At 31.8% G+C, this 21,829-nt stretch carries 16 protein-coding genes and 1 other annotated feature; of the genes, 6 read left to right on the top strand and 10 right to left on the bottom strand.

The window, feature by feature from the left end:
* Positions 1 to 42: 42 nt before the first annotated feature.
* The 9 genes from alaS to ACJDT4_RS05965 form a co-directional block, all read right to left on the bottom strand.
* Positions 43 to 2,682: an alanine--tRNA ligase gene (gene alaS, locus ACJDT4_RS05925; protein ID WP_406786620.1), complete on the bottom strand. Its 2,640-nt coding sequence runs from the start codon at positions 2,680 to 2,682 to the stop codon at positions 43 to 45.
* 178 nt (positions 2,683 to 2,860) lie between these two features.
* Positions 2,861 to 3,032 (bottom strand) — a binding site (T-box leader).
* A 65-nt stretch (positions 3,033 to 3,097) separates the two neighbouring features.
* On the bottom strand, positions 3,098 to 4,111 hold the full coding sequence (locus ACJDT4_RS05930) for an AI-2E family transporter (RefSeq protein WP_406786621.1): 1,014 nt from the start codon (positions 4,109 to 4,111) through the stop codon (positions 3,098 to 3,100).
* A complete protein-coding gene (locus tag ACJDT4_RS05935; RefSeq protein WP_406786622.1) occupies positions 4,095 to 4,607 on the bottom strand; it encodes a PRC-barrel domain-containing protein in 513 nt (170 codons plus the stop codon). The genes ACJDT4_RS05930 and ACJDT4_RS05935 overlap by 17 nt, the downstream gene beginning before the upstream one ends.
* 169 nt (positions 4,608 to 4,776) lie before the next feature.
* Positions 4,777 to 5,208, bottom strand: a complete 432-nt coding sequence (locus tag ACJDT4_RS05940; protein ID WP_406786623.1) for an RrF2 family transcriptional regulator — start codon at positions 5,206 to 5,208, stop codon at positions 4,777 to 4,779.
* A gap of 791 nt (positions 5,209 to 5,999) precedes the next feature.
* Positions 6,000 to 7,436 carry a glutamate synthase subunit beta gene (locus ACJDT4_RS05945; protein ID WP_406786624.1) on the bottom strand — a complete coding sequence of 479 codons (1,437 nt, stop codon included), beginning with the start codon at positions 7,434 to 7,436 and terminating at the stop codon, positions 6,000 to 6,002.
* Between the two features lie 14 nt (positions 7,437 to 7,450).
* Positions 7,451 to 11,974, bottom strand: a complete 4,524-nt coding sequence (gene gltB, locus ACJDT4_RS05950) for a glutamate synthase large subunit (protein ID WP_406786625.1) — start codon at positions 11,972 to 11,974, stop codon at positions 7,451 to 7,453.
* A 156-nt stretch (positions 11,975 to 12,130) separates the two neighbouring features.
* Positions 12,131 to 14,500 carry an ATP-dependent DNA helicase gene (locus ACJDT4_RS05955; protein WP_406786626.1) on the bottom strand — a complete coding sequence of 790 codons (2,370 nt, stop codon included), beginning with the start codon at positions 14,498 to 14,500 and terminating at the stop codon, positions 12,131 to 12,133.
* The gene (locus tag ACJDT4_RS05960) at positions 14,493 to 15,770 is read right to left on the bottom strand and encodes a replication-associated recombination protein A (RefSeq protein ID WP_406786627.1); all 1,278 of its coding nucleotides are present in this window, start codon (positions 15,768 to 15,770) and stop codon (positions 14,493 to 14,495) included. Before ACJDT4_RS05960 ends, ACJDT4_RS05955 begins: the two co-directional genes overlap by 8 nt.
* 222 nt (positions 15,771 to 15,992) lie before the next feature.
* Positions 15,993 to 16,487 (bottom strand): prolyl-tRNA synthetase associated domain-containing protein, encoded by a 495-nt coding sequence (locus tag ACJDT4_RS05965; protein WP_406786628.1) that lies wholly within the window; start codon positions 16,485 to 16,487, stop codon positions 15,993 to 15,995.
* Positions 16,488 to 16,684: 197 nt separating this feature from the next.
* On the opposite strand from ACJDT4_RS05965, the gene ACJDT4_RS05970 reads away from it, so the two are divergent.
* From ACJDT4_RS05970 to ACJDT4_RS05985, 4 genes are all read left to right on the top strand, one after another.
* Positions 16,685 to 17,386: a helix-turn-helix transcriptional regulator gene (locus ACJDT4_RS05970; protein ID WP_406786629.1), complete on the top strand. Its 702-nt coding sequence runs from the start codon at positions 16,685 to 16,687 to the stop codon at positions 17,384 to 17,386.
* 217 nt (positions 17,387 to 17,603) lie between these two features.
* Entirely contained in the window at positions 17,604 to 17,948 is a 345-nt protein-coding gene (locus ACJDT4_RS05975) for a hypothetical protein (protein WP_406786630.1), read from the top strand.
* Positions 17,949 to 17,963: 15 nt separating this feature from the next.
* Complete coding sequence (locus ACJDT4_RS05980) at positions 17,964 to 18,350, top strand: hypothetical protein (RefSeq protein ID WP_406786631.1); 387 nt, start codon at positions 17,964 to 17,966, stop codon at positions 18,348 to 18,350.
* A gap of 168 nt (positions 18,351 to 18,518) precedes the next feature.
* A complete protein-coding gene (locus tag ACJDT4_RS05985) occupies positions 18,519 to 18,917 on the top strand; it encodes a hypothetical protein (RefSeq protein WP_406786632.1) in 399 nt (132 codons plus the stop codon).
* 214 nt (positions 18,918 to 19,131) lie between these two features.
* Here ACJDT4_RS05985 and ACJDT4_RS05990 read toward each other — a convergent pair whose 3' ends face one another.
* Positions 19,132 to 19,905 carry a nucleotidyltransferase domain-containing protein gene (locus ACJDT4_RS05990; protein WP_406786633.1) on the bottom strand — a complete coding sequence of 258 codons (774 nt, stop codon included), beginning with the start codon at positions 19,903 to 19,905 and terminating at the stop codon, positions 19,132 to 19,134.
* A gap of 343 nt (positions 19,906 to 20,248) precedes the next feature.
* On the opposite strand from ACJDT4_RS05990, the gene ACJDT4_RS05995 reads away from it, so the two are divergent.
* Entirely contained in the window at positions 20,249 to 20,857 is a 609-nt protein-coding gene (locus ACJDT4_RS05995) for a TetR/AcrR family transcriptional regulator (RefSeq protein WP_406786634.1), read from the top strand.
* A gap of 127 nt (positions 20,858 to 20,984) precedes the next feature.
* A complete protein-coding gene (locus ACJDT4_RS06000; protein ID WP_406786635.1) occupies positions 20,985 to 21,758 on the top strand; it encodes an SDR family NAD(P)-dependent oxidoreductase in 774 nt (257 codons plus the stop codon).
* Positions 21,759 to 21,829 lie beyond the last annotated feature (71 nt).

Below are 21,829 nucleotides of genomic sequence, written 5' to 3' on the forward strand. Positions count from 1 at the left end.
GTGCTTTAATATCATTATAAATCATATTATAGTAATTGTATACTACTTTACTAATTTTTCCAGTATTTTTTTTACCTCTCCAAGTGCAAACTCTAATTTTTCAGGAGACTTTCCGCCTGCTTGAGCCATATCTGGTCTTCCTCCACCATTTCCTCCACAGATGTTTGCAATTTCTTTTATAAGTTTTCCACAGTGAACTCCTCTTGAAACAGCTCCTTTGCTAGCCATAGCAACTAATTGAACTTTATCTTCACTTGAAGTTCCAAGAAGGACTACTCCTTCTCCAATTTTATTTCTTACCTTATCACATAGTTCTCTTAAAGAATTTGCATCAATATCTCTTACATAATAAGCAGCGTATTTTACGTCTTTAACATCATCTAAAGCTTTAAGTATTTCGTCCTCAGCACTGCCTGCAAGTTTTGATTTAAGTGCAGCTATTTCTTTTTCCTTTGCTTTAATTTCAGATGCTTGCTGCTCTATTTTATTTATTATATCCTTATCTGAACATTTAAATTCATTTTCTATGCTTCTTATTAAATTTTCTTTTTCCTCTATATACTCAACAGCTGCAATACCAGTTACAGCTTCTATTCTTCTTATACCTGCTGCAACGCCACTTTCAGATACTATTTTAAATAGTCCAATCTCACCACTATTTTTTACATGAGTACCACCACAAAATTCTTTGCTGAAATCTCCAACTGAAACAACTCTTACCTTATCACCGTATTTATCATCAAATAAAGCCGTTGCACCAGTTTCTTTAGCTTCATTAAGAGACATTACATCAGTCTTAACATCATATATTTTCATTATTCTTTCATTTACTATTCTTTCCACCTTAACAAGTTCCTCACTCGTAACCCCTGTAAAATGAGTAAAATCAAATCTCAATTTTTCATCATCAACATAAGATCCAGATTGATGTACATGATTTCCGAGTACCATCTTTAAAGCTTCTTGAAGCATATGTGTTGCTGTGTGGTTCTTCGTAATATTCTTTCTTCTTTCTACATTAACCTTTAACTGAACTTCCTCACCTTTTTCTATATATCCATTTAACATTTCAACAAACTGAACTGTTTTACCAGATATATTCTTTTTACAATCAACAACCTTTGCTTCACCATGTTTTCCTATAATTAATCCTGTATCACCTATTTGACCACCCATTTCAGCATAAAAAGGCGTTTTTGAAACAACTACAACTCCTGTTTCTCCTTCATTTAATACCGAAACCATTTCTTCATTTTTTATCAAAACTTGAACTTTTGAAATACTTTCCAGCGAATCATATCCTGTAAAAACAGTTTCTATATCAGATGCTATCTTATCAATGGTTTTTATATCCTTACCCATGTAATTTGATTCTTCTCTTGCTTCTCTTGCTCTTTTTCTCTGAAGCTGCATTTCTTTGTCAAAACCGTCTCTATCAACCTTTATTCCTTTTTCTTCAAGTATTTCTTCTGTAAGTTCAATTGGGAAACCATAAGTATCATATAATTTAAATGCTTTAGCTCCGTCTAAAACTTTATCCTCTTTTCCTATTTCATCTATATACTCTTTAAGTATCTGAATACCACTATCTATAGTTTGAGAAAATCTTTCTTCTTCAAGCTTTATTACCTTCTTTATATAATCCTTCTTTTCTGCAAGTTCAGGATAAGCACCTTTTGAATCCTCTATAACAACCTCACAAATATTGCATAAAAATGCCTTATCTATTCCAAGAGTTTTTCCATGCCTTGAAGCTCTTCTTAAAAGTCTCCTAAGAACATATCCTCTTCCTTCATTTGATGGTAGTATTCCATCACTTATCATGAATGTGACACTTCTAACGTGGTCAGTTATAATCCTTATAGAAAGATCTTTTTTATCATCTTCTCCGTATTTTACGTTTGATACTCTTGCAACTTCATTTAGTATATTTTTCATAGTATCGACTTCAAATATACTCTGTGTTCCCTGCATTATAGTGGCCATTCTCTCAAGTCCCATACCTGTATCTATATTAGGATTTGAAAGCTTATTGTAGTTTCCTTCTTCGTCTTTATCAAATTGTGTAAAAACAAGATTCCAGAATTCTATTATTCTATCTTCATCCTGAGCCTTTACAAACTCTTCAATAGTTTCTACTGCCCTCCCGCCTTTTCTATCAAAGTGTATTTCAGAGCAAGGTCCACATGGTCCTGCACCATGTTCCCAAAAATTATCCTCTTTTCCAAGTCTAAATATTCTTTTAGGATCTACGCCTGCTTTTTCAGTCCATATTTTAAAGGCTTCATCATCATCAAGGTAAATAGTCACATATAGTCTATCCTTTGGTAATTCTAAAACTTCAGTTATAAACTCCCATGCCCATGGAATAACTTCATTTTTAAAATAATCTCCAAAGGAAAAATTACCTAGCATTTCAAAAAAAGTAGCATGCCTTGCAGTTTTTCCTACATTTTCTATATCTCCTGTTCTTACACACTTTTGGCAAGTAGTCACTCTTTTTCTAGGTGGAACTTGAAGTCCTGTAAAATATGGCTTTAAAGGTGCCATTCCTGCGTTAATAAGCAATAAGCTTTTATCATTATTGGGAACAAGTGAAAAACTTGGAAGTCTTAAATGTCCTTTGCTTTCAAAAAAGCTTAAATAAGCTTCTCTTATATCGTTTAATCCCATATATTTCATAGTGTATCTCTCCTCAAAATGTTTTTTGTATTATATAGTGAAACTAGTTCAACTATTGAAATCCATGTGCACCATAACGCCCAAAAAACGGCATTTTTGTACAAATAAGTTTCAAGGTTGTTTATCTTTATTAAAATTTCAAAATCATATGTAAAACAAAAAGCCCCCATCCTTCAAACGAAGGGACGAAAGCTAAATTTCCGCGGTACCACCCTAATTACACATATGTGCCACTTATTATAAATTTATTGCTCCAAGGCAGCTTCAAAATGCCAAATAAAAAGTTTTCACCAACCACTTTTTCTCTAAATATTTGAAACATATTTACTAGTCCTCATCATCACTTTACTGTATTTAAAAAGATAAGTAAATTATAGTTAATATTTAATGCATTGTCAAGCAAAATAGTTAAGTGTCAAAACAGGTAATAATTTAAATCCTCATAAATAACTCTTAATATAACTGCAGCAGGAATAACCAAAACCATCCCAACAAATCCTCCAAGCTTTTCCCCAATTATTAATAGTACTATAACAACAAGAGGATGCATGTCAACTGAGTCACCTGTCATCTTAGGTGAAATAATATTTCCTTCTATAATTTGAATTAGATAAAGGGCTGCAGCAGTATAAATTGCCTTTTTAGGAGAAATTAGCAATGCCACTATTATTGCAGGTATTGCACCAAATATTGGTCCAAAGTATGGTATTATGTTAAATAATCCGTTTATTATAGATAACAATATAGGATAATTTATTTTAATAATACTTAAGATAATAAATGTAAACGTGCCTATAAGTATGCATAGCGCAAGCTGACATACAGTATATCTACTTAATATAACATCAATATCATAAACTATTTTTTCTACTATATTTCTATACTTATGAGGTACAATTTTAATAATACTGTTTCTTATTTCATGTAAATCTGCCAAAAAGTAATAGGATATTATCGGAAAAACAGTTACATCCAAGGCATTTTCGCAAATTGCAAGAATTGAATTAACTATTTTATTTATTATAATTTTAAGTTCATAATTAAACTTATCATATACACCCATAATCAAATTTTCACCAGGAGAAATTTTAGCTAATGGTTTCATAACCCTTTGTATTTTTTCAATATAATCTTTTACCTCTGTTCTTGTAACATCAACTGTTAAGGTCTCCTTTAATATTGATGGGATGAGAAAAATTATAAATCCTAAAATAGTAATTATCATAGCGCTTACAAGAAACATTGCAGAAATCTTTCTATTTATCCCCCTATTTATTAAAATTAAGTGCATTGGTTTTAATATGTATGCCACTATAAAGCTTAAAAGAACTAAATAAAATACTGATCTAAACACTTTAATTTTACTAAGTATCATCAAAATTATTATAATTAAAATTAAAGCTAGTATATACTTATACACCTTTTTCATTTTTATCAACTTCCATTGCAATATCATGAAATATCCTTACAAAATTAAACTTTTCCTGCTTAGAAAGACATAGCAAACTACTCTTCCCCATTATATAATCGCCTTGTAAAATTACTTTTTTACCTGAAATCATATTATCAAAAATACCCTTTGATATAATAATTCCTTTAATTGCCAAATTCATTTCATCAAATATTATTTCTTCTATTGATCCAAGTATAACTCCCTTAATATTTACAGCCTCCATACCCTTTATATTCTTAAATTCAACAAAGTTTCCATTATACTCTTCCTCTTTAACTATAAGCTTTGAAGCAACACATATTACACTATCCTTGCTAATACATATGCTCCTACTGAGTATACTACCCTTATTTATTCTAAAGCCTTCAATTGTACCAGTATTAAAATTCACTAGTAAATCCTCTACTATACCTATTCTTTTGCCCCTTATAGAGTATACATTTTCAAGGATAAGTTCTCTACTCCTCATCATAAAAATCACCTTATTATAGGGTAACCCTTTTTCTTAAGTATATACTTGCAATTTAATTTGAGGGCTTAAAAATATTATAAACAGAGTAGAGTGGCGGAGAAAAATTATCCTTCACTCTACTCTTGTTTTAATTACATTCAAAAAAGCAGAGACCCATAAGTCTCTGCTTTTATTTTTCTTTATTTGTTCTTATACCATTATAGTCATCTATCATGTCCTGCAAACTAATAGCACTAGTAACACGATCTATACTTTCTTTAATTTTAACCCATAATAATCGTGTAGGACAAGAATTACTGTTACCACATTTTCCTTCTTCCTCAATACATTCTGATACTCCTATAGGTCCTTCCAAAACATCTAAAATATCAGAAATAAATATATCTTTAGGAGCTTTTCCAAGCACATACCCTCCCTGGGCACCTCTTATACTCTTAATTAAATTTGCCTTTCTTAAAGGGGCAAAAAGCTGTTCCAAGTAAGCTTCAGATATAGCTTGTCTTTTCGATATACTTTTTATTGAAACAGGCTCATTGTTACAGTGGAGTGCTAAATCTATCATAGCTTCAACACCATATCGTCCTTTAGTCGACAGTTTCATTAACTCACTTCCTTTAAAAGGGTAAAAAACTTTAGAATATAATTATAGTATCAAATCCGAGTATTTCTGTCAACTATAAAAAAAGCAGGATAGTAAGCTATAACTTGAAAACTATAAAATTGAAAGTTCACTCCGGAAAACTTGGATTTAAATTAGAGCACAGAGTACAATTAACAGAGTACAGTTAAGGATGATTTCCCTTTCGTTTCTCTCAGGTAAATCTCAGAACTTAATAATGTCACCTTCGCTGACATTACATTTATGCATATATAAACATTAATGTTTCGTATATTAAAAAGCAATGATAAAATGTACTATAAACATTCACGCCAAAATTCCGTAGGTACGGAGGAATTTTTTCCTTGCACTAGCGTAGGGCGAAATAACAATGCTGAAGGAACGATTCACGACATCTTCAAAAAAATAACAGGTCCATCTAGTGGTTAATTTTGCGTAATATTTCGTCAACTAAACCCGCTAAGACTGGCTAGTATTAGCGGAACCAGTTTCCTCGTATTACACAAAATTATCTCACAATATAGACTTGTTATTTTCTTTCAGATGCCTAAAAAATCCTAATAAATCTTGGCAAAAATCATAAAATGCTTAGATATTTCAATTTGTTTGAGCATTCTTTCAGCGAGTTATTGAAATATCTTAGGATTTTATGATTTTCTTGCCTTAGATTTATAGGATTATTTAAGAAAATGCTTTTATCTAGTTTAAGAATCACATGGGCTAAACGCCCAAACCCCTATTGGTTTATGCAACGAAGCATTGTTACTTCGCATTTATCCTATTAGTGAGGTTTCTCCCATTAAGTATTCATCAATAGCTTTTGCTGCTTGTCTTCCGTCGTGCATTGCATGAACAACAAGAGATTGTCCAGTTCTCATATCACCAGCAGAAAATACTTTTTCTACGCTAGTCATATGCTTTTCATCTATAACGACATTTCCTCTTCCGTCAAGCTTTAAGCCAAGGTCATTTATAATTCCTTCATGCTGAGGATGTACAAAGCCCATTGCTATAAGAATTAAGTCAACATGTTCTGAAAATTCGCTGCCTGTTACTTCTTCCATAGTCATTCTTCCAGTATCATCTTTCTTCCATTCTACCCTAACGCCATGAAGAGTATCAATGTGTCCATCCTTGCCATCAACCTTTTTAGTTGAAACGCAGAATTCTCTTGTACAGCCTTCTTCATGAGAAGATGTTGTTTTAAAGGTTCTAGGGAAAAGTGGCCATGGCATAGTCTTGTCTCTTTTAACTGGTGCCTTAGGCATTATTTCATATTGTAATACCTTTTTAGCTCCCTGTCTTACAGCTGTTCCTATGCAGTCAGAGCCTGTATCTCCACCACCTACAACTACAACTACCTTATCCTTTGCAGTAATTTCTTCTTCATCTATTTTTATTCCAGAGTTTCTCATGTTCTGCTGTTTTAAATAATCTACAGCAAAATGAATTCCTTGAAGTTCTCTTCCTTCAACCTTAAGGTCTCTTGGTATAGTAGAACCACCAGTTAAAAGCACACTATCAAATTCCTTTAAAATGTCTTTTATATCCACGTCAAAGCCAACATTTACAGAAGTTTTGAATTCTATGCCAGATTTTTTCATTATGTCAAGTCTTCTATCTATAACATTCTTTTCAAGTTTAAAATCTGGAATTCCATATCTTAAAAGTCCACCAATTTGATCTGCTCTTTCAAATACAGTTACTAAGTGACCTACAGAATTAAGCTCTGCTGCAGCTGCAAGTCCTGCTGGACCCGAACCTATAACAGCTACCTTCTTTCCAGTTCTAACCTTTGGCTGCTGCGGTTTAACCCAGCCTTCTTTATATGCTCTTTCTATTATTGCATACTCTATTTCTTCAACTGAAACAGAGTCAGAATTTGAGCCAAGGGTACAGGAACCTTCACATAGTGCAGGGCAAACTCTTCCTGTAAATTCCGGAAAGTTGCTTGTAAGAGAAATTCTCTCATAAGCCTTTTTCCATTCATTTTTATATACCATATCATTAAAATCAGGTATTAAATTTCCGAGCGGACATCCCCATGAGCAGAAAGGTATTCCACAGTCCATACATCTTGCTGCTTGGGTTTTTATGCCATCCTCATTTAATCTTTCATACACTTCTTTATAATCCTTTATTCTTACATTTACAGGACGTTTAATAGAAACTTCTCTTTTATATTCTTTAAATCCAGTTGCTTTTCCCATCTCTGCACCTCCCACTACATGTCTGCTGCCACAGATTTTTGTCTGGCTGCTTCTAAAATAAGCTTATAAGCTGTAGGTATAACTCTCTTGAACTTTGGTTTATATTCATCCCAATTATCTATGATATCCTTAGCCTTAACACTTTCAGTATAATCATAATGTTCCTTTATAAGGTTATATAACATTTTCTCATCCTCAGCATTATCTACAGGTGTAATTTCAATAATTTCATTAGTACATTTTGAAGTAAAGTCACCTTTTTCATCAAGTACAAAAGCAAGTCCACCGCTCATACCAGCTGCAAAGTTTCTGCCAGTTTTTCCTATAACAACAACTGCACCACCAGTCATATATTCGCAGCCGTGGTCTCCTACACCTTCAACAACTGCATATGCTCCACTGTTTCTAACTGCAAAACGCTCACCTACGAGTCCATTTATAAATACTTTTCCACTTGTTGCACCATACATAATAGTGTTTCCAGCTATTACATTTTCATCCTGCTTGTAAGTAGCAGCTTTAGGAGTTTTTATTATTATCTTTCCACCAGAAAGACCTTTTCCTACATAATCATTTGCATCTCCCTCAAGTGCAAGGGTAAGTCCCTTCATTCCAAAAGCACCAAAGCTTTGACCTGCTGAACCTGTGAAGTAATATTTAATAGTATCCTCTTCTAGTCCTGCTTCACCATATAATTTTGCTATCTTACCACTGAGCATTGCTCCAACTGCTCTATCTACATTTTTTATTTCAAAATTTCCAACTACACTCTTCTTGTCATTAAGAGCTTCCTTTGCAATTTCTATAAGCTTGTAATCCATGCATTTATCAAGACCATGATTCTGCGGTACAGTGCAGTAAGGTTTAATTCTCTTAGGCATATCAGGCTTATATAGTATATTTGAGAAATCTAATTTCTTTGCTTTCCAATGAGTTACGGCATCCTTAGTATCTAATTTATCCACTCTACCTATCATCTCATTTATACTTCTAAAACCAAGCTGTGCCATATATTCTCTTACTTCCTGTGCTATAAATGTAAGGAAGTTAATAATATATTCTGGTTTTCCTTTAAATCTCTTTCTAAGCTCAGGATCTTGAGTTGCTATTCCCATGTCACAAGTATTTGAATGACATTTTCTAAGCATTGTACATCCCATTACTACAAGAAGTGTTGTTGCAAATACATATTCTTCAGCTCCAAGAAGTGCTGCTACTACAACATCTCTTCCTGTTTTTAATTGTCCATCTGTTTGAAGTACAACTCTGCTTCTAAGACCATTTAAAAGAAGTACTTGCTGCGTTTCAGATAATCCAAGTTCCCAAGGAATACCCGCATGTTTTACTGAAGATAATGGTGCTGCACCTGTTCCTCCATCATGACCACTTATTAGTATTGAATCTGCATGTGCCTTTGCAACTCCAGCTGCAACTGTTCCAACGCCTACTTCTGAAACAAGCTTTACACTTACTCTTGAAGAAGGATTTACACATTTAAGATCAAATATAAGCTGTGCTAAATCTTCAATTGAATATATATCATGGTGAGGTGGTGGTGAAATAAGATCTATACCAGGTGTTGAATGTCTAACTCTACCAATGTTTTCATCTACTTTTTTACCTGGAAGCTGACCGCCTTCTCCTGGTTTTGCACCCTGTGCCATTTTTATTTGAAGTTCATCTGCATTTACAAGATATTCTGTAGTAACTCCAAATCTACCAGAAGCTATCTGCTTAATAGCACTTCTTCGTAAGTCACCATTAGGGTCCTTCTTATATCTTTCGTTATCTTCTCCGCCTTCTCCACAGTTGCTTTTTCCGCCAATTCTATTCATTGCAATAGCTATTGTTTCATGTGCCTCTTTGCTTATAGAACCAAAGGACATAGCTCCAGAACAAAATCTCTTTAATATTTCATTTACAGGTTCAACTTCCTCAATTGGAATAGGATTTAAGTCCTTAAATTTAAATAATCCTCTTATAGTACATAATTCCTTGTCTTGATTATTTACTGCACCTGTATATTCTTTAAACAATTTGTAGTCTTTATTTCTAGCTGAAACCTGAAGTTTATATATTGTTTCAGGATTAAAAAGATGGAATTCACCATTTTTTCTCCATTTATACTGTCCTCCAACATCAAGTACAGAAACAGGCTTCCTTATTTTATTAAAGGCATTTTCGTGTCTTATAAGCACTTCTTTAGCTACCTCTTCTATGCCTATACCTTCAATTCTAGAAGGAGTTCCTTCAAAATATTTATTTGTAAATTCGCTGCTTAATCCAATTGCTTCAAAAATTTCAGCTCCATGATAACTTCTAAGTGTTGATATTCCCATTTTTGATAAAATCTTAAGAAGTCCATGATTTATTGCATTTAGGTAGTTGTCTACTGCTTTTTTCTCATCAACGCCTTGTATTTCCTTGTCCTTAACCAGCTCACTTATAGTTTCAAAAGCAATATAAGGATTAACTGCTGTAGCACCATAGCCTATTAAAAGTGCAAAGTGCATTGTTTCTCTTGCTTCTCCTGTTTCAACTATAATAGATACCTTTGTACGTGTTTTTTCTCTTATAAGATGATGCTGAACTGCTGAAACTGCAAGAAGGCTAGGTATTGCTGCTTCATAAGAATCCATATTTTTATCGCTTAAAACAATTATATTGAAGCCTTCCTTAATTCTAAGAGAAGCTCTTTCACATATTCCACGAACTGCTTCTTTAAAACCTTCAACACCTGTATCATATTTAAAAGTAATAGGTATAGTTGTAGTTCTAAAATCCTTGTTTCTAAGATTTTTTATTTTGCTCATTTCTGCATCAGAAAGTATTGGTTCTTCTATCTCAATAAATGGATTTTCACTAGCTTCCTTGTTAAGTATATTCCCCTGTGATCCAATGTAATTTTTAAGTGAAGTTACAAGCTCTTCTCTTATAGGATCAATAGGTGGATTTGTAACCTGAGCAAAAAGCTGTTTAAAGTATGCAAAAAGAACTTGTGGTCTATTTGATAAAACTGCAAGAGGAGCATCGTTACCCATTGAACCTACAGGCTCTTTTCCCGTCTCAGCCATAGGTCCTATAAGAATTTTTAAATCCTCCATAGTATATCCAAAGGCCTGCTGCTTTTCTTTTAGCACATCTTCATTATTAGCTTTATTTATTTCATCAGCAGCAAAATCATCAAGTGTAAATTTATTTTTTTCTATTACTTCTTTATATTCTTTGCTGCAGCATATTTTTTTCTTTATTTCAGAGTCATCTATTATTCTTCCCTGGCTCGTATCTATTAGGAACATCTTTCCTGGCTTAAGCTTTCCTTTGCAAGCTATTTCTTCAGGTGCATAATTAAGAACTCCTGTTTCTGAAGCAAGTACAACTACTCCGCCTTTAGTTATAACGTATCTAGCAGGTCTAAGTCCATTTCTATCAAGAACTGCTCCAACTTGAACTCCATCAGTAAAGGAAACTGCTGCTGGTCCATCCCATGGTTCTATTAAGGTACCTTGATATTCATAAAAGGCTTTCTTCCAGTCTTCCATTTCCTTATTGTTTTCCCATGCTTCAGGAATAAGCATCATAAGTGCTTCAGCTGGTGTTCTTCCATCGGCTACAAGAAGTTCAAACACATTATCAAGAGAAGTAGAATCACTGCCCTTTGGATTTATTATTGGGAATAGCTTTGAAATCTCTTTACCCAAAGTAGTTGATTTCAAAACACCTTCTCTTGCATTCATCCAGTTTCTATTTCCTCTTATAGTGTTAATTTCACCATTATGAGCTAAAAATCTAAATGGTTGTGCAAGATCCCAAGTTGGGAAGGTATTTGTACTGTATCTTTGATGAACTAGTGCTATAGCACTTTTAAAGTTTATATCATTTAAATCCATATAAAAGCTTTTTATTTGTTCTGCAAGTAAAAGTCCCTTGTACACTATTGTACGGCTTGAAAGACTACAAATATAGAAGTATTCTGTACTTCTTTCAACTAGTCTTTTTACTTCACTTTCAGATTTTTTTCTTATTATATAGAGTTTTCTTTCAAATTCAACTTGACTGTCACAGTTGCTGCCTATAAAAAATTGCTTTATAATAGGTTCGCTTCCCTTAGCTGTTTGTCCTATTGATCTGTTGTCTCTTGGAACCTCTCTCCAGCCTAAAACTTTTTGTCCTTCTTCTTCAACTGCTCTTTCGAGAATTCCTTCACATTGATTTGAGAGTGCTATTTCTTTAGGTAAGAACACCATTCCAACTGCATATTTCCCTTCTTCCGGAAGTTCTATACCTAAATTATCACAGGTAATTCTAAAAAATTCATCTGGAATTTGAAGCATTATTCCAGCACCATCACCTGTCTTTGTATCTGCCCCTACAGCACCTCTATGTGTAAGATTTACTAAAATCTCAATTCCCTTTTTTACAATACTGTGAGTTTTTTCACCTTTAATACTTGCTATAAATCCAATACCACAATTGTCTCTTTCAAAGGCTGGATCATATAGTCCCTGCTTTTCAGGCAACCCCGTATTTTTTATCATTTTTAAGCCCCCTAACCTACATATCTATATAATTTTATATTCTATTACGAAAAAAATTATAATAATTCATAAAATAACCTGTATATTTATTAATAAAAATGCTATAGTTTTTATTATAATCTTAAAATGAAATTTTTCAATACTAAACTTGCATTTTTAAATGTGTTCCCAAAAATTTTTCGCATTTTTTTCTATTTCCCCTTTATTTTTAACATAATGATAAAAATAAAGGTCTTTTTCAAATAAACTGATATACTCATTGGTACCAAACCTTTCATCTAAAAGCATAATAATCCCCCTATCGTTTTCTGTTCTTATTACCCTTCCCGCTGATTGAAGCACTTTATTTATTCCTGGATACATATATGCATATTTGTATCCAAAATTATTCTTTTTATTGAAATATTCCTTAATTAGATCTCTTTCCATGCATATTTGCGGAAGTCCAACACCAACTATTATGGCTCCAATGAGTTTATCATGTGCAAGGTCAATGCCTTCTGAGAAAACTCCACCCATGACGCAAAAACCAATAACCTCTTCATCCTCTTTATTATTAAACTTATCAATAAATTCTACCCTTGCTGCTTCATCCATACTATTATTTTGAATTATTGTATTATGACTATATTCATCTAAAAATATAGAATAAACCTCATTCATATATTTATAAGAAGGAAAAAACACCATGTAATTTCCAATCTTTTCACTTACCATAGAATTTATATACTCTGCAATAGCCTTATAGCTCTTTTCCCTATTCACATATTTAGTTGAAATTCTATTTCCAATTAGGACGCATTTATTTTCACTAGGAAAAGGTGATTTCAAGGATATAGCATAGTCTTCATCATTTGCTCCAAACATTTCTTTATAATAATTTAAAGGCTCTAAGGTTGCAGAAAAAAACACAGCACTTTTACCTCTCTTTAAAGCTTCGGAGATAAGTTTTGAAGGATCCAAGCAGAAAAGCTTTACTTTAAATTCATTTTTAAACTTTTCACCATAAAAAACAAATTTATCATCATAAAATTCTGCTATTCTAATAAAGGAAATGCAGTCGAAATAAAATTGAAGTACATCTTCATATATTTCATCCTTAGAATTTTGAATAAGCCACTCTTCACATATTACCGTAAATTTATATACGTACCTTAACAAATCATCAGGAATTTCCGCGCTAACTACAGTGTTTTTTTCTTCTGCTGATTTCCTTATGCTTATGAATACTTTGTTTATGTTATCCAGCACCTTATAAATTTTGCTCTTTTTATTTTTGATATTCTTTTTTAAGCTCATAACCGTACTTTTTAAAAGCTCTTTTGAAAACATGTCCCTTGCTCTGTCCACAAGATTATGTGCCTCGTCAATTAAAAAGGTATAATTTCCTCCATTTTCTGAAAAAAATCTCTTTAAATACACAGCAGGATCAAATACATAGTTATAATCACATATTATAATGTCAGACCAAAGTGTTAAATCCAGAGAAAATTCAAATGGACATAATTTATACTTTTTTGCATACTCTTCTATTACGCCCCTTGCAAAATTATCTTCATTATTTATAATGTCTAAAATAGCTTCATTTACCCTGTCATAATGTCCTTTGGCAAATTCGCAGCCTTCTGGATTGCAGGAAACCTTATCATTAAAACATATTTTTTCCTTTGAGGTTATTGTAATTGATTTAACCTTAAGCCCCTTGCTCCTCATAAATTCCAGTGCTGCCTCTGGTGCTTTTCCATGGGTGCCCTTAGCGGTAAGGTAAAAAATTCTTTCATTTATTTCTTCTCCCATGGCTTTAACTGCTGGAAATATAACTGACATAGTTTTTCCTATGCCTGTAGGTGCTTTTATAAACGCTTTTTTCTCCTTTTGTACAGCTTTATATACACGCACTGCTAGTTCTCTTTGACCACTTCTATACTCATGAAATGGAAATTTAAATTCCTTCATAGAGGAGTTTCTTTTTGCTGTCCAGTATTGTATAAAATGAGCCCATACTATGTATTTATCTAAAATATCAAAAAAATATTCCTTAAGTTTAGAATGGGACATAACTTCTTCAAATTGTTTATTTTCATAGCTGTCTGCATTTATATATGTAAGTCTTATATTTACATTATCTAGTTTTTTTTCTTCAGAATACATATATCCATAGCACTTTGCCTGAGCCCAGTGAAGTTCATTATAGTTCTCATCAATAGATTCAAGTGATCTTCCCGTACTTTTAATTTCATTTATAATAACTCTATTTTCTTCCTCTATTATTTCATCTGCACGGCCATCAATCAAGAACTTTACACCCTTATATTCAGTTTCATACTTCAAATAAACTTCCTTTGAATATTTACAATTTTCTATGCCTTCATAGAGCTTTTTGTTTTCTCTTTGAAATTTTCCATGAATTTTAGTTCCTTCTAGAGCCCTTCCCATTCCTTGAAATCTATTGTCAATGCTTCCACTTCTCATTACAAATTCCACAAGATTTCTTATTGATATTTTTATCTTATTATCTTCACTCATTATTTGTTCCTTTTATCCTATCCCAATAATTTTTAGAGGCCTGTTCTAGCTTGTTTTCACCATAAATATAGTACTTTTTATCCTTAACCTTATCCGGTAAATACTGCTGCTTTACATAATTATTTTTATAAGCATATGGATATTTGTAATTTTGCATCCTGCCAAGCGCCTTTGCACCTTCATAATGACCATCCCGCAAATACACTGGAAGTTCTCCAAGGTTTGTAGTATCAAGCTCAGAAAGTGCTGCATCTATTGCCTTTATTGCAGAATTTGATTTTGGAGCTGTTGCAAGGAGTATTGTTGCCTCTGAAAGCGGAATTCTTGCTTCTGGAAAACCAATTTCAAGCGCTGCATCTGTACATGCCTTAACTATTGAAATAGCCTGTGGATATGCAAGGCCTATATCCTCTGCTGCTATTACGAGGAGTCTCCTGCATATTGACTTTAAATCTCCACCTTTAATGAGCATGGCAAGGTATAGTGAAGCTGCATCAGGGTCACTTCCACGTATTGATTTTTGAAAGGCACTTAAAATATCATAGTGATTATCACCATTTTTATCATATTTAAATATATTTTTCTGAGTGCATTCCTTCATTATATTTATATCTACATTTATATTTCCATCTTCATCCTTTGGCGTTGAAAAAATAGCTATTTCAAGAGAATTTAAAGCTTTTCTTATATCTCCTCCACTTACATTTGCAGAGTATTCTAAAGCTTCTTCCTCTATATTTATAACCGTGTTTTCAAATTCACTTTGAACTATTTCTAAAGCTCTTTTCATGGCCTTAACAATATCCTCATTTTTAAGAGGTTTAAATTCAAATATTATGGATCTACTTAAAATGGCATTGTACACATAAAAATACGGATTTTCAGTTGTACTTGCAATTAAAGTAATACTGCCATTTTCCATAAATTGAAGAAGAGACTGCTGCTGCTTTTTATTGAAATTTTGAATTTCATCGAGATAAAGCAACACCCCATCTCTTGCCATTAAAGTATTTAAGCTTTCAATCACTTCCTTTACATCACTTAAAGATGCTGTAGTGGCATTAAGCTTATATAATTTTTTATTTGTCTTACTTGCAATTATATTTGCTACCGTAGTTTTTCCAGTCCCCGGCGGTCCATAAAAAATCATGTTTGGTATCATCTTACTTTTTAAAATCCTATGGAGTATTTTTCCTTCTCCAAGTATATGCTCTTGACCAAAAACATCTTCAAATTTTTCCGGTCTAATTCTATCTGGTAATGGCTTCAAAATGGAACCCCCTTTTCAGTTCACAGTGCACAGTTCACAATTCACAGTTAAAGATGATTTACCTTTCGTTTCTCTTAGGTAAATCTTAAAACTTAATAGTATCAGCTGCGCTGAATACTATACTTACGCCATGCGCAAGCATTAAGTTTTAGATTTTTCGCAGTGACAATGGAGAAAAATCCTCCTTCACTGTGAACTGTGCATTGTGAATTGTGAACTGGATCAAGTTTCTACATAAATAAATTTATTTCCGTGCCACTTAATAAACTTCTCAAAATCCTCGTACAAAACACCAATTGTTGCTGTATTCACGTTAGGATGAAAGTTCACAAGATGATCACCTACTAAATCCTTATCTATTAAAATTATAACAGAACTTTCTTTATCATTTATTATACCAAAAGGAGTTACAGCTCCCTTTTTTAAATCTAAATATTTAGCCAGCCTTTCCTCTGAGGCAAAAGATAAGCGTGAACTTCCTATTTGTTTTGATAGAAGCTTTAAATCAGCCCTTTTGGTTTCTTCTAAAACAAAAAGGTAATGAGTATCACCTTTGCTATTTTTCAAAAACAAGTTCTTGCACAGCTTTCCTTTTATATTTATCTTTAATTTATCTGCCTCTTCCACAGTATATACTGCTTTGTGCTCGTATCTTACATATTCAATTTTTAAACTTTCTAGAATATCATATAGTCTTTGTTCTTTTTCATCAATCATTTTATTAAGCTCCCATGTTATATTACATAATTATAATAAGGCGTAGTAAATATTATAGCAATAGTTTTTTAGCAGAGGACAAAGTACATGGTGGCAAATTATGTTATAATAAATGTTATTAAAAGGGGCTGTCCACTAAATATATTTAATCATAATTTGAATAAAATGCGTCGTAACTATTGGTAGGAGTGGTTGTATTGTTTTCAAACAAGTTAAAAAGATATAGAAAAGAATTAGGACTTACACAAAAGGATTTAGGCAAGAAATTAGATTTATCAAAAGAAATTATAGGCCAGCTAGAGACTGGTTTGAGGGAACCCTCTAGGGTATTACTTGAAAAAATATATAAATTTAGTGGCAAAAATATGAATTGGTGGCTTGATACAAATGAACAGTTTAAATTTAGCCAAACATTTAAATATACCATTTATCCAGCTAATAAATACAGAGCTATTTTTCCAGTATTATTTTCAGCTATTTTTTCGGCATTGATAATATTTGTATTAACCGATAGTGATAATACTTTAGAAGTATGTATTACATTTATTATATTACTCTTATGCTTAATGTTTACTGCCTACTATACTGTGTTAGCATATTATTTATTTAAAAATAAAATTTATATTACTATAACAGAAAATTATGTAGAAATAAAAAAAATTTCTACAACTAAGAGAGTCAATATAGCAGACATAAAAGAAATAGTGTTTATTGTACTCTCCAGAGGCAGTTGCCCAACGGTAGTAATTAAGTGTGATAATAGCACAAAGTACCACTATACCGATTTACATTTTCCTCAATCATGGTTTGCTAAGAAGTATATTAATAGTATGGTAGACTACTTAAAAAAGAGTAATGAAAATATATGTGTCATTGGACGAGGGCATATGTACGAGTAAGGTAAGTGTTAAAACACAAGTGATTTTAAAAATATCTGGAACAACTGAAAGTATGTCTAAATTTAGGAGCGTTTTTAGTTACTTTTTGAAAATTGCATTTTAATATTGATATATAAAGATAGATTCGTAATACAAAGAATTAAGGAATAAAATATATTTAAGAATAGACATAAAACTCTATTCTTAAATAATAATCAAATAATGAAGGAGAAGTAAAATGAGTAAATTAAAAATATTTGGTATAGGAATTTTAATATTTATAGTACTAACAGGGCTAGGATTTGCAACAGGAGAAATACAAGCAATATATAATCGTACGGTTGGAGTTGATGTTAGTAGTTCGGAAACAGATAAATTTCATGCTTCAAAAGGGTATGTAGATGGAATGATTCAGGATTTATCAAAATATAAATTAGAACTAGCACAAACCACTGATAGTACAGCGAGACACGCTATAATATCTCATATTAATGAGGAATTTTCTAATTTTGATGAGAATAAAATTAAGAACCAAGATTTAAAGCAGTTTCTTATAGATGTTAGAAACGACAATATAAAATAATTGGAGGAATGAAAGATGAATAAAAAAAGAGTAATAGGTTTAATATTAGCAGGAGTTTTAATTATATGGGTTATAGGATTTACAAGATGTGATAAATCTAATGATGATAAGCAAGCAGAACAAACAGAACAATTGCAAAAACAATCTAGTTCTAAGCTAGGTATGCCAAACATAAAGAATTTTTATGAGAAATCAATGATGAAAACTATAATGGAAGATTGTGACGATAGCAACTTAATTACTTATGCGTATACTAAAAATGAAATGACAGGTAAATTCACTTATTTAGGTGAAGCGATGGGATATGGGTTGCCTTATGGTACTGAATACACAATGGTACTGAATACACAAATCCTAAAAGAGTTGCAAAAAATTCAGAAACAAACCATTCAGATGATGTAACATTACCACAAGCTGACCCAAACGGATTATATAAAGCTGAGAATGTAGATGCCACATGGATAATGCTTATAGACCCAGCAACCAAACAAGCCAAACCAGTATATATTGAATCGCAAGTTACGATATCGCCTTTTAAATTATCTAAAAATTTATTAGACAACGCTCCAAGTGATTATTAAAGGAGGAATTAAAATAGCCAAAACTTCAAGTAGAATTTTTAAAAGCCACGAATATACAAGAAAAGAGTTAGCAATTCAAATAAATCATGATTTAACAATTTTTAGTGCGACAGCCCCACGCTATTACGTATCAAGAAAAAATGAATTTGAGGCGGATATATTGATGATCAAAAGTTTTGGAGGTATAAATCTTTCACCAAAAGATATGAAAAGCATGGTTCATTTTTATAAGGATATTATTGAACTACCTGTATTAAGCGAAGGTTATGGCAATTATGATGGTACGAACTTGGCTTTGGAGAAAATGGGACTAGAATTTGGATATGGGATGAGAATAAATGGGGAGGAAAAGAATTTAAAATTACAGACCCTTGTGGTAATGCTTTAACATTATTGGAAACTACGTAAACAAACTCCAATTTATAGGCGAGGCATTTCAAACTTTTGTTATATTCAGCATTATAGGTGGACAATTCCACTTATAATTTTTAAAGCTATATTTTAACATTATATTAAAACATAGCCTTAAATTATGACTGAATATATTTAGTGCAACAGCCACATTTCATATTTCTAAATTACTGAATAATGCAAATTAAAAACTATTCTAACTTTGCTAATGAAATTTCTTTCTCTAAAACATCAGCAAAGTTCTGAACATAACTTCCAAGAGTTCCTAAACAATTCATAAATTCATTATTATTTTTATATCTATTAGGCTCTTCCCTAATTTTTATAACCTTTTCCATTATATCAGCATCTGGAATTAAATTGTTATCTAAAACCCATTTTCCCGCCTTTGTCTTAGAAATTATTTTACCTGTCTTAAGTGTATAAATACATCTTGCAATATCCAAAAGCCAACCTGCTGAATATAAATTTCTTTCTGTTACAACCGCAAATTTTCTTATCATCTCATAATGTTTTGAAACGGCTTCTATAATTTCTTCTTTTGTAGGATAGATAAATCTGTCTCTTACTTCATTACCATACAACAAATTTCCATGCTCAATTAACTCTATCATGGAAAAAGGGTCAAAATAGTATTTATCTGTTATTCTTTGACCACTCGTACCCCAATATACAACTGTATCGTGAATATCATTAATAAATGTCTCAAGCGTTAAAAAGCCACCTTCAAATGATCGAAAATACAAATTATTTTTATACTCATTTAAAAGTTCTTGTCTTAAGTTAAGCAATTGTTTTGCTTGTGTAACAGAAATTTTTGTTTCTGTTAGGCACAATATATCAATATCACTCCATCCAATTTTAAAATCCTCAAGTACAATTGAACCATAAAGATATATTGAAGGGTTATTATTAAGTAAAATGTTTACTATACGATTTTTCATTATTTCAATTGACTGTTCCATTCCTAAAACTCCCATTTATATATAATTACCACTACATAATCACTAATATTCAAGTATTCCTCATATAATATAGCAATACCTTCTTATTTTGTTATTTAGCTTCTTTATAAATGTAATGGAAGAAGATATTAAACCCCAAGGAATGAATGGAATAATATTAAACACACAAAAAATTACTCTTCACATAAATTCTATAAAAAATAATTTAATGAGCTTCTCCTAAACCTATATTGGAAGATTTTCTTCAATAAAATTCCAGATTAAATATTGACAAAGATATTATTCTATTATATCATTTTTATTAACCGAACGTTTGGTTAATAAAATATAAAAGGATGATTATATGCCTAAAACTGATGGAGATATTACAAAAGAACGTATTCTACAAGTTGCTGAAAAGCTATTCTCGGAAGATGGTTTCGATGGAACAGGTGTAGACAAAATTGCCAAAAATGCAGGTATTAATAAAGCCTCGATATATTATCATTTTAAGGATAAAAATGATATTATGGAGTCTCTATTCAAAAAAATCATAAACGATATGGATGAACATGTAGATTCTATAACTGGTTTAGCTGGGGAAAGCTTAGAAGATAAAATCAAAAGTGAAATTCAGTATTTATCTGATAAAAAAAGAATTTTATCTATTCTCTTTATGGAAACTTTGAAGAGTGGAAACAATACAGATTATTTCATACGGTGTTTAGAAATCATTATAAAAAAAGAATTAGACAGCAATCTTAAAAAAGCAAAAGTAGAAAAATTACTTGATGAAGATCTTCAAAAATATATTGTTTATGAATTCTTCACAGGCATGATACCTATTATTTCTTTTATCACGTTAAAGGATAAATGGTGTGAATACTTTAAATATGATGAAAACAAGCTTTTTGAATATTTTATGGATGCATTTGCTAATACTCATATAAAATCACATAAATTCAAAGAATAATTTTTTTTATAGTTTTATTTAACCAAACGTTCAGTTAAAAATATAAAAAAATATTCCTATGACTAATATTTTTTATGAGCACTTATAGTCAAACAAATAATAACAAATTTAAAAGGAGAATGATAATATGAAATTACTAAAAGGAAAAAAAGCGATTATTACAGGAGGCAGTGATGGTATTGGATATGCTATTGCAAAGTCTTTTGCAGAAAATGGTGCAGATATTTTACTCGTAGGAAGAAATAAGAATAAGCTTGATAAAGCATTACAAGAGCTATCTAAATATGGTGTAAGTATAAAAATAATATCTCATGATTTATCGAAATGCGAGAAATTGCAGGAATTAACTAGCATGATTATAGATTCTTTTCACGATATCGATATTCTTGTAAATAACGCTGGTGAGGCTGAATTTGTTCCTTTTAATCATGTTGATATAAAGGGTTTTGACCATCTTTTTGATTTAAACGTAAAGTCACCCTTCTTTCTAACTCAAGGACTTCTTCCAGCATTAAAGAAAAACAAAGCCAGTATTATCAACATTTCATCTTTTCATGCCCAAAGAACTTTGCCAGGATATCCATCAAGTGTATATTCGATGACCAAATCAGCTATAAATGCTTTCACAAAAACTTTAGCATACGAATTAGGTCCGCATGGAATACGTGTAAATGCAATAGCACCTGGAAATGTAGCTACTTCAAAAGTAAAGACTGCACTTGAGGGAGCATCAGAACAAGCTAAAATGAAAATTCAGGAATTGATTAGTACAATTTATCCTCTAGGCCGTATGGGAAATGCATATGAACTGAGTGGTATAGCAGTTTATCTAGCTTCTGACCAGTCATCATGGACGACAGGAAGTATATTCAATATAGATGGTGGTCTTACTACTAATTAAGGAAGTTCAAATTAATTATAAAAGCAAAGCTAATGAAAGTGAATTCAAATTATACCATAACTAGGAGGGAT

This window comes from Clostridium neuense (assembly GCF_045310695.1).
GTDB classification, from domain to species: Bacteria; Bacillota; Clostridia; order Clostridiales; family Clostridiaceae; genus Clostridium_S; species Clostridium_S neuense.

Bases quoted from the DNA above. Each gene is read 5' to 3' on its own strand.
- alaS (WP_406786620.1), bottom strand. From the start codon at position 2,682: ATGAAATATATGGGATTAAACGATATAAGAGAAGCTTATTTAAGCTTT.
- ACJDT4_RS05930 (WP_406786621.1), bottom strand. From the start codon at position 4,111: ATGAAAAAGGTGTATAAGTATATACTAGCTTTAATTTTAATTATAATA.
- ACJDT4_RS05935 (WP_406786622.1), bottom strand. From the start codon at position 4,607: ATGATGAGGAGTAGAGAACTTATCCTTGAAAATGTATACTCTATAAGG.
- ACJDT4_RS05940 (WP_406786623.1), bottom strand. From the start codon at position 5,208: ATGAAACTGTCGACTAAAGGACGATATGGTGTTGAAGCTATGATAGAT.
- ACJDT4_RS05945 (WP_406786624.1), bottom strand. From the start codon at position 7,436: ATGGGAAAAGCAACTGGATTTAAAGAATATAAAAGAGAAGTTTCTATT.
- gltB (WP_406786625.1), bottom strand. From the start codon at position 11,974: ATGATAAAAAATACGGGGTTGCCTGAAAAGCAGGGACTATATGATCCA.
- ACJDT4_RS05955 (WP_406786626.1), bottom strand. From the start codon at position 14,500: ATGAGTGAAGATAATAAGATAAAAATATCAATAAGAAATCTTGTGGAA.
- ACJDT4_RS05965 (WP_406786628.1), bottom strand. From the start codon at position 16,487: ATGATTGATGAAAAAGAACAAAGACTATATGATATTCTAGAAAGTTTA.
- ACJDT4_RS05975 (WP_406786630.1), top strand. From the start codon at position 17,604: ATGAGTAAATTAAAAATATTTGGTATAGGAATTTTAATATTTATAGTA.
- ACJDT4_RS05980 (WP_406786631.1), top strand. From the start codon at position 17,964: ATGAATAAAAAAAGAGTAATAGGTTTAATATTAGCAGGAGTTTTAATT.
- ACJDT4_RS05990 (WP_406786633.1), bottom strand. From the start codon at position 19,905: ATGGAACAGTCAATTGAAATAATGAAAAATCGTATAGTAAACATTTTA.
- ACJDT4_RS05995 (WP_406786634.1), top strand. From the start codon at position 20,249: ATGCCTAAAACTGATGGAGATATTACAAAAGAACGTATTCTACAAGTT.
- ACJDT4_RS06000 (WP_406786635.1), top strand. From the start codon at position 20,985: ATGAAATTACTAAAAGGAAAAAAAGCGATTATTACAGGAGGCAGTGAT.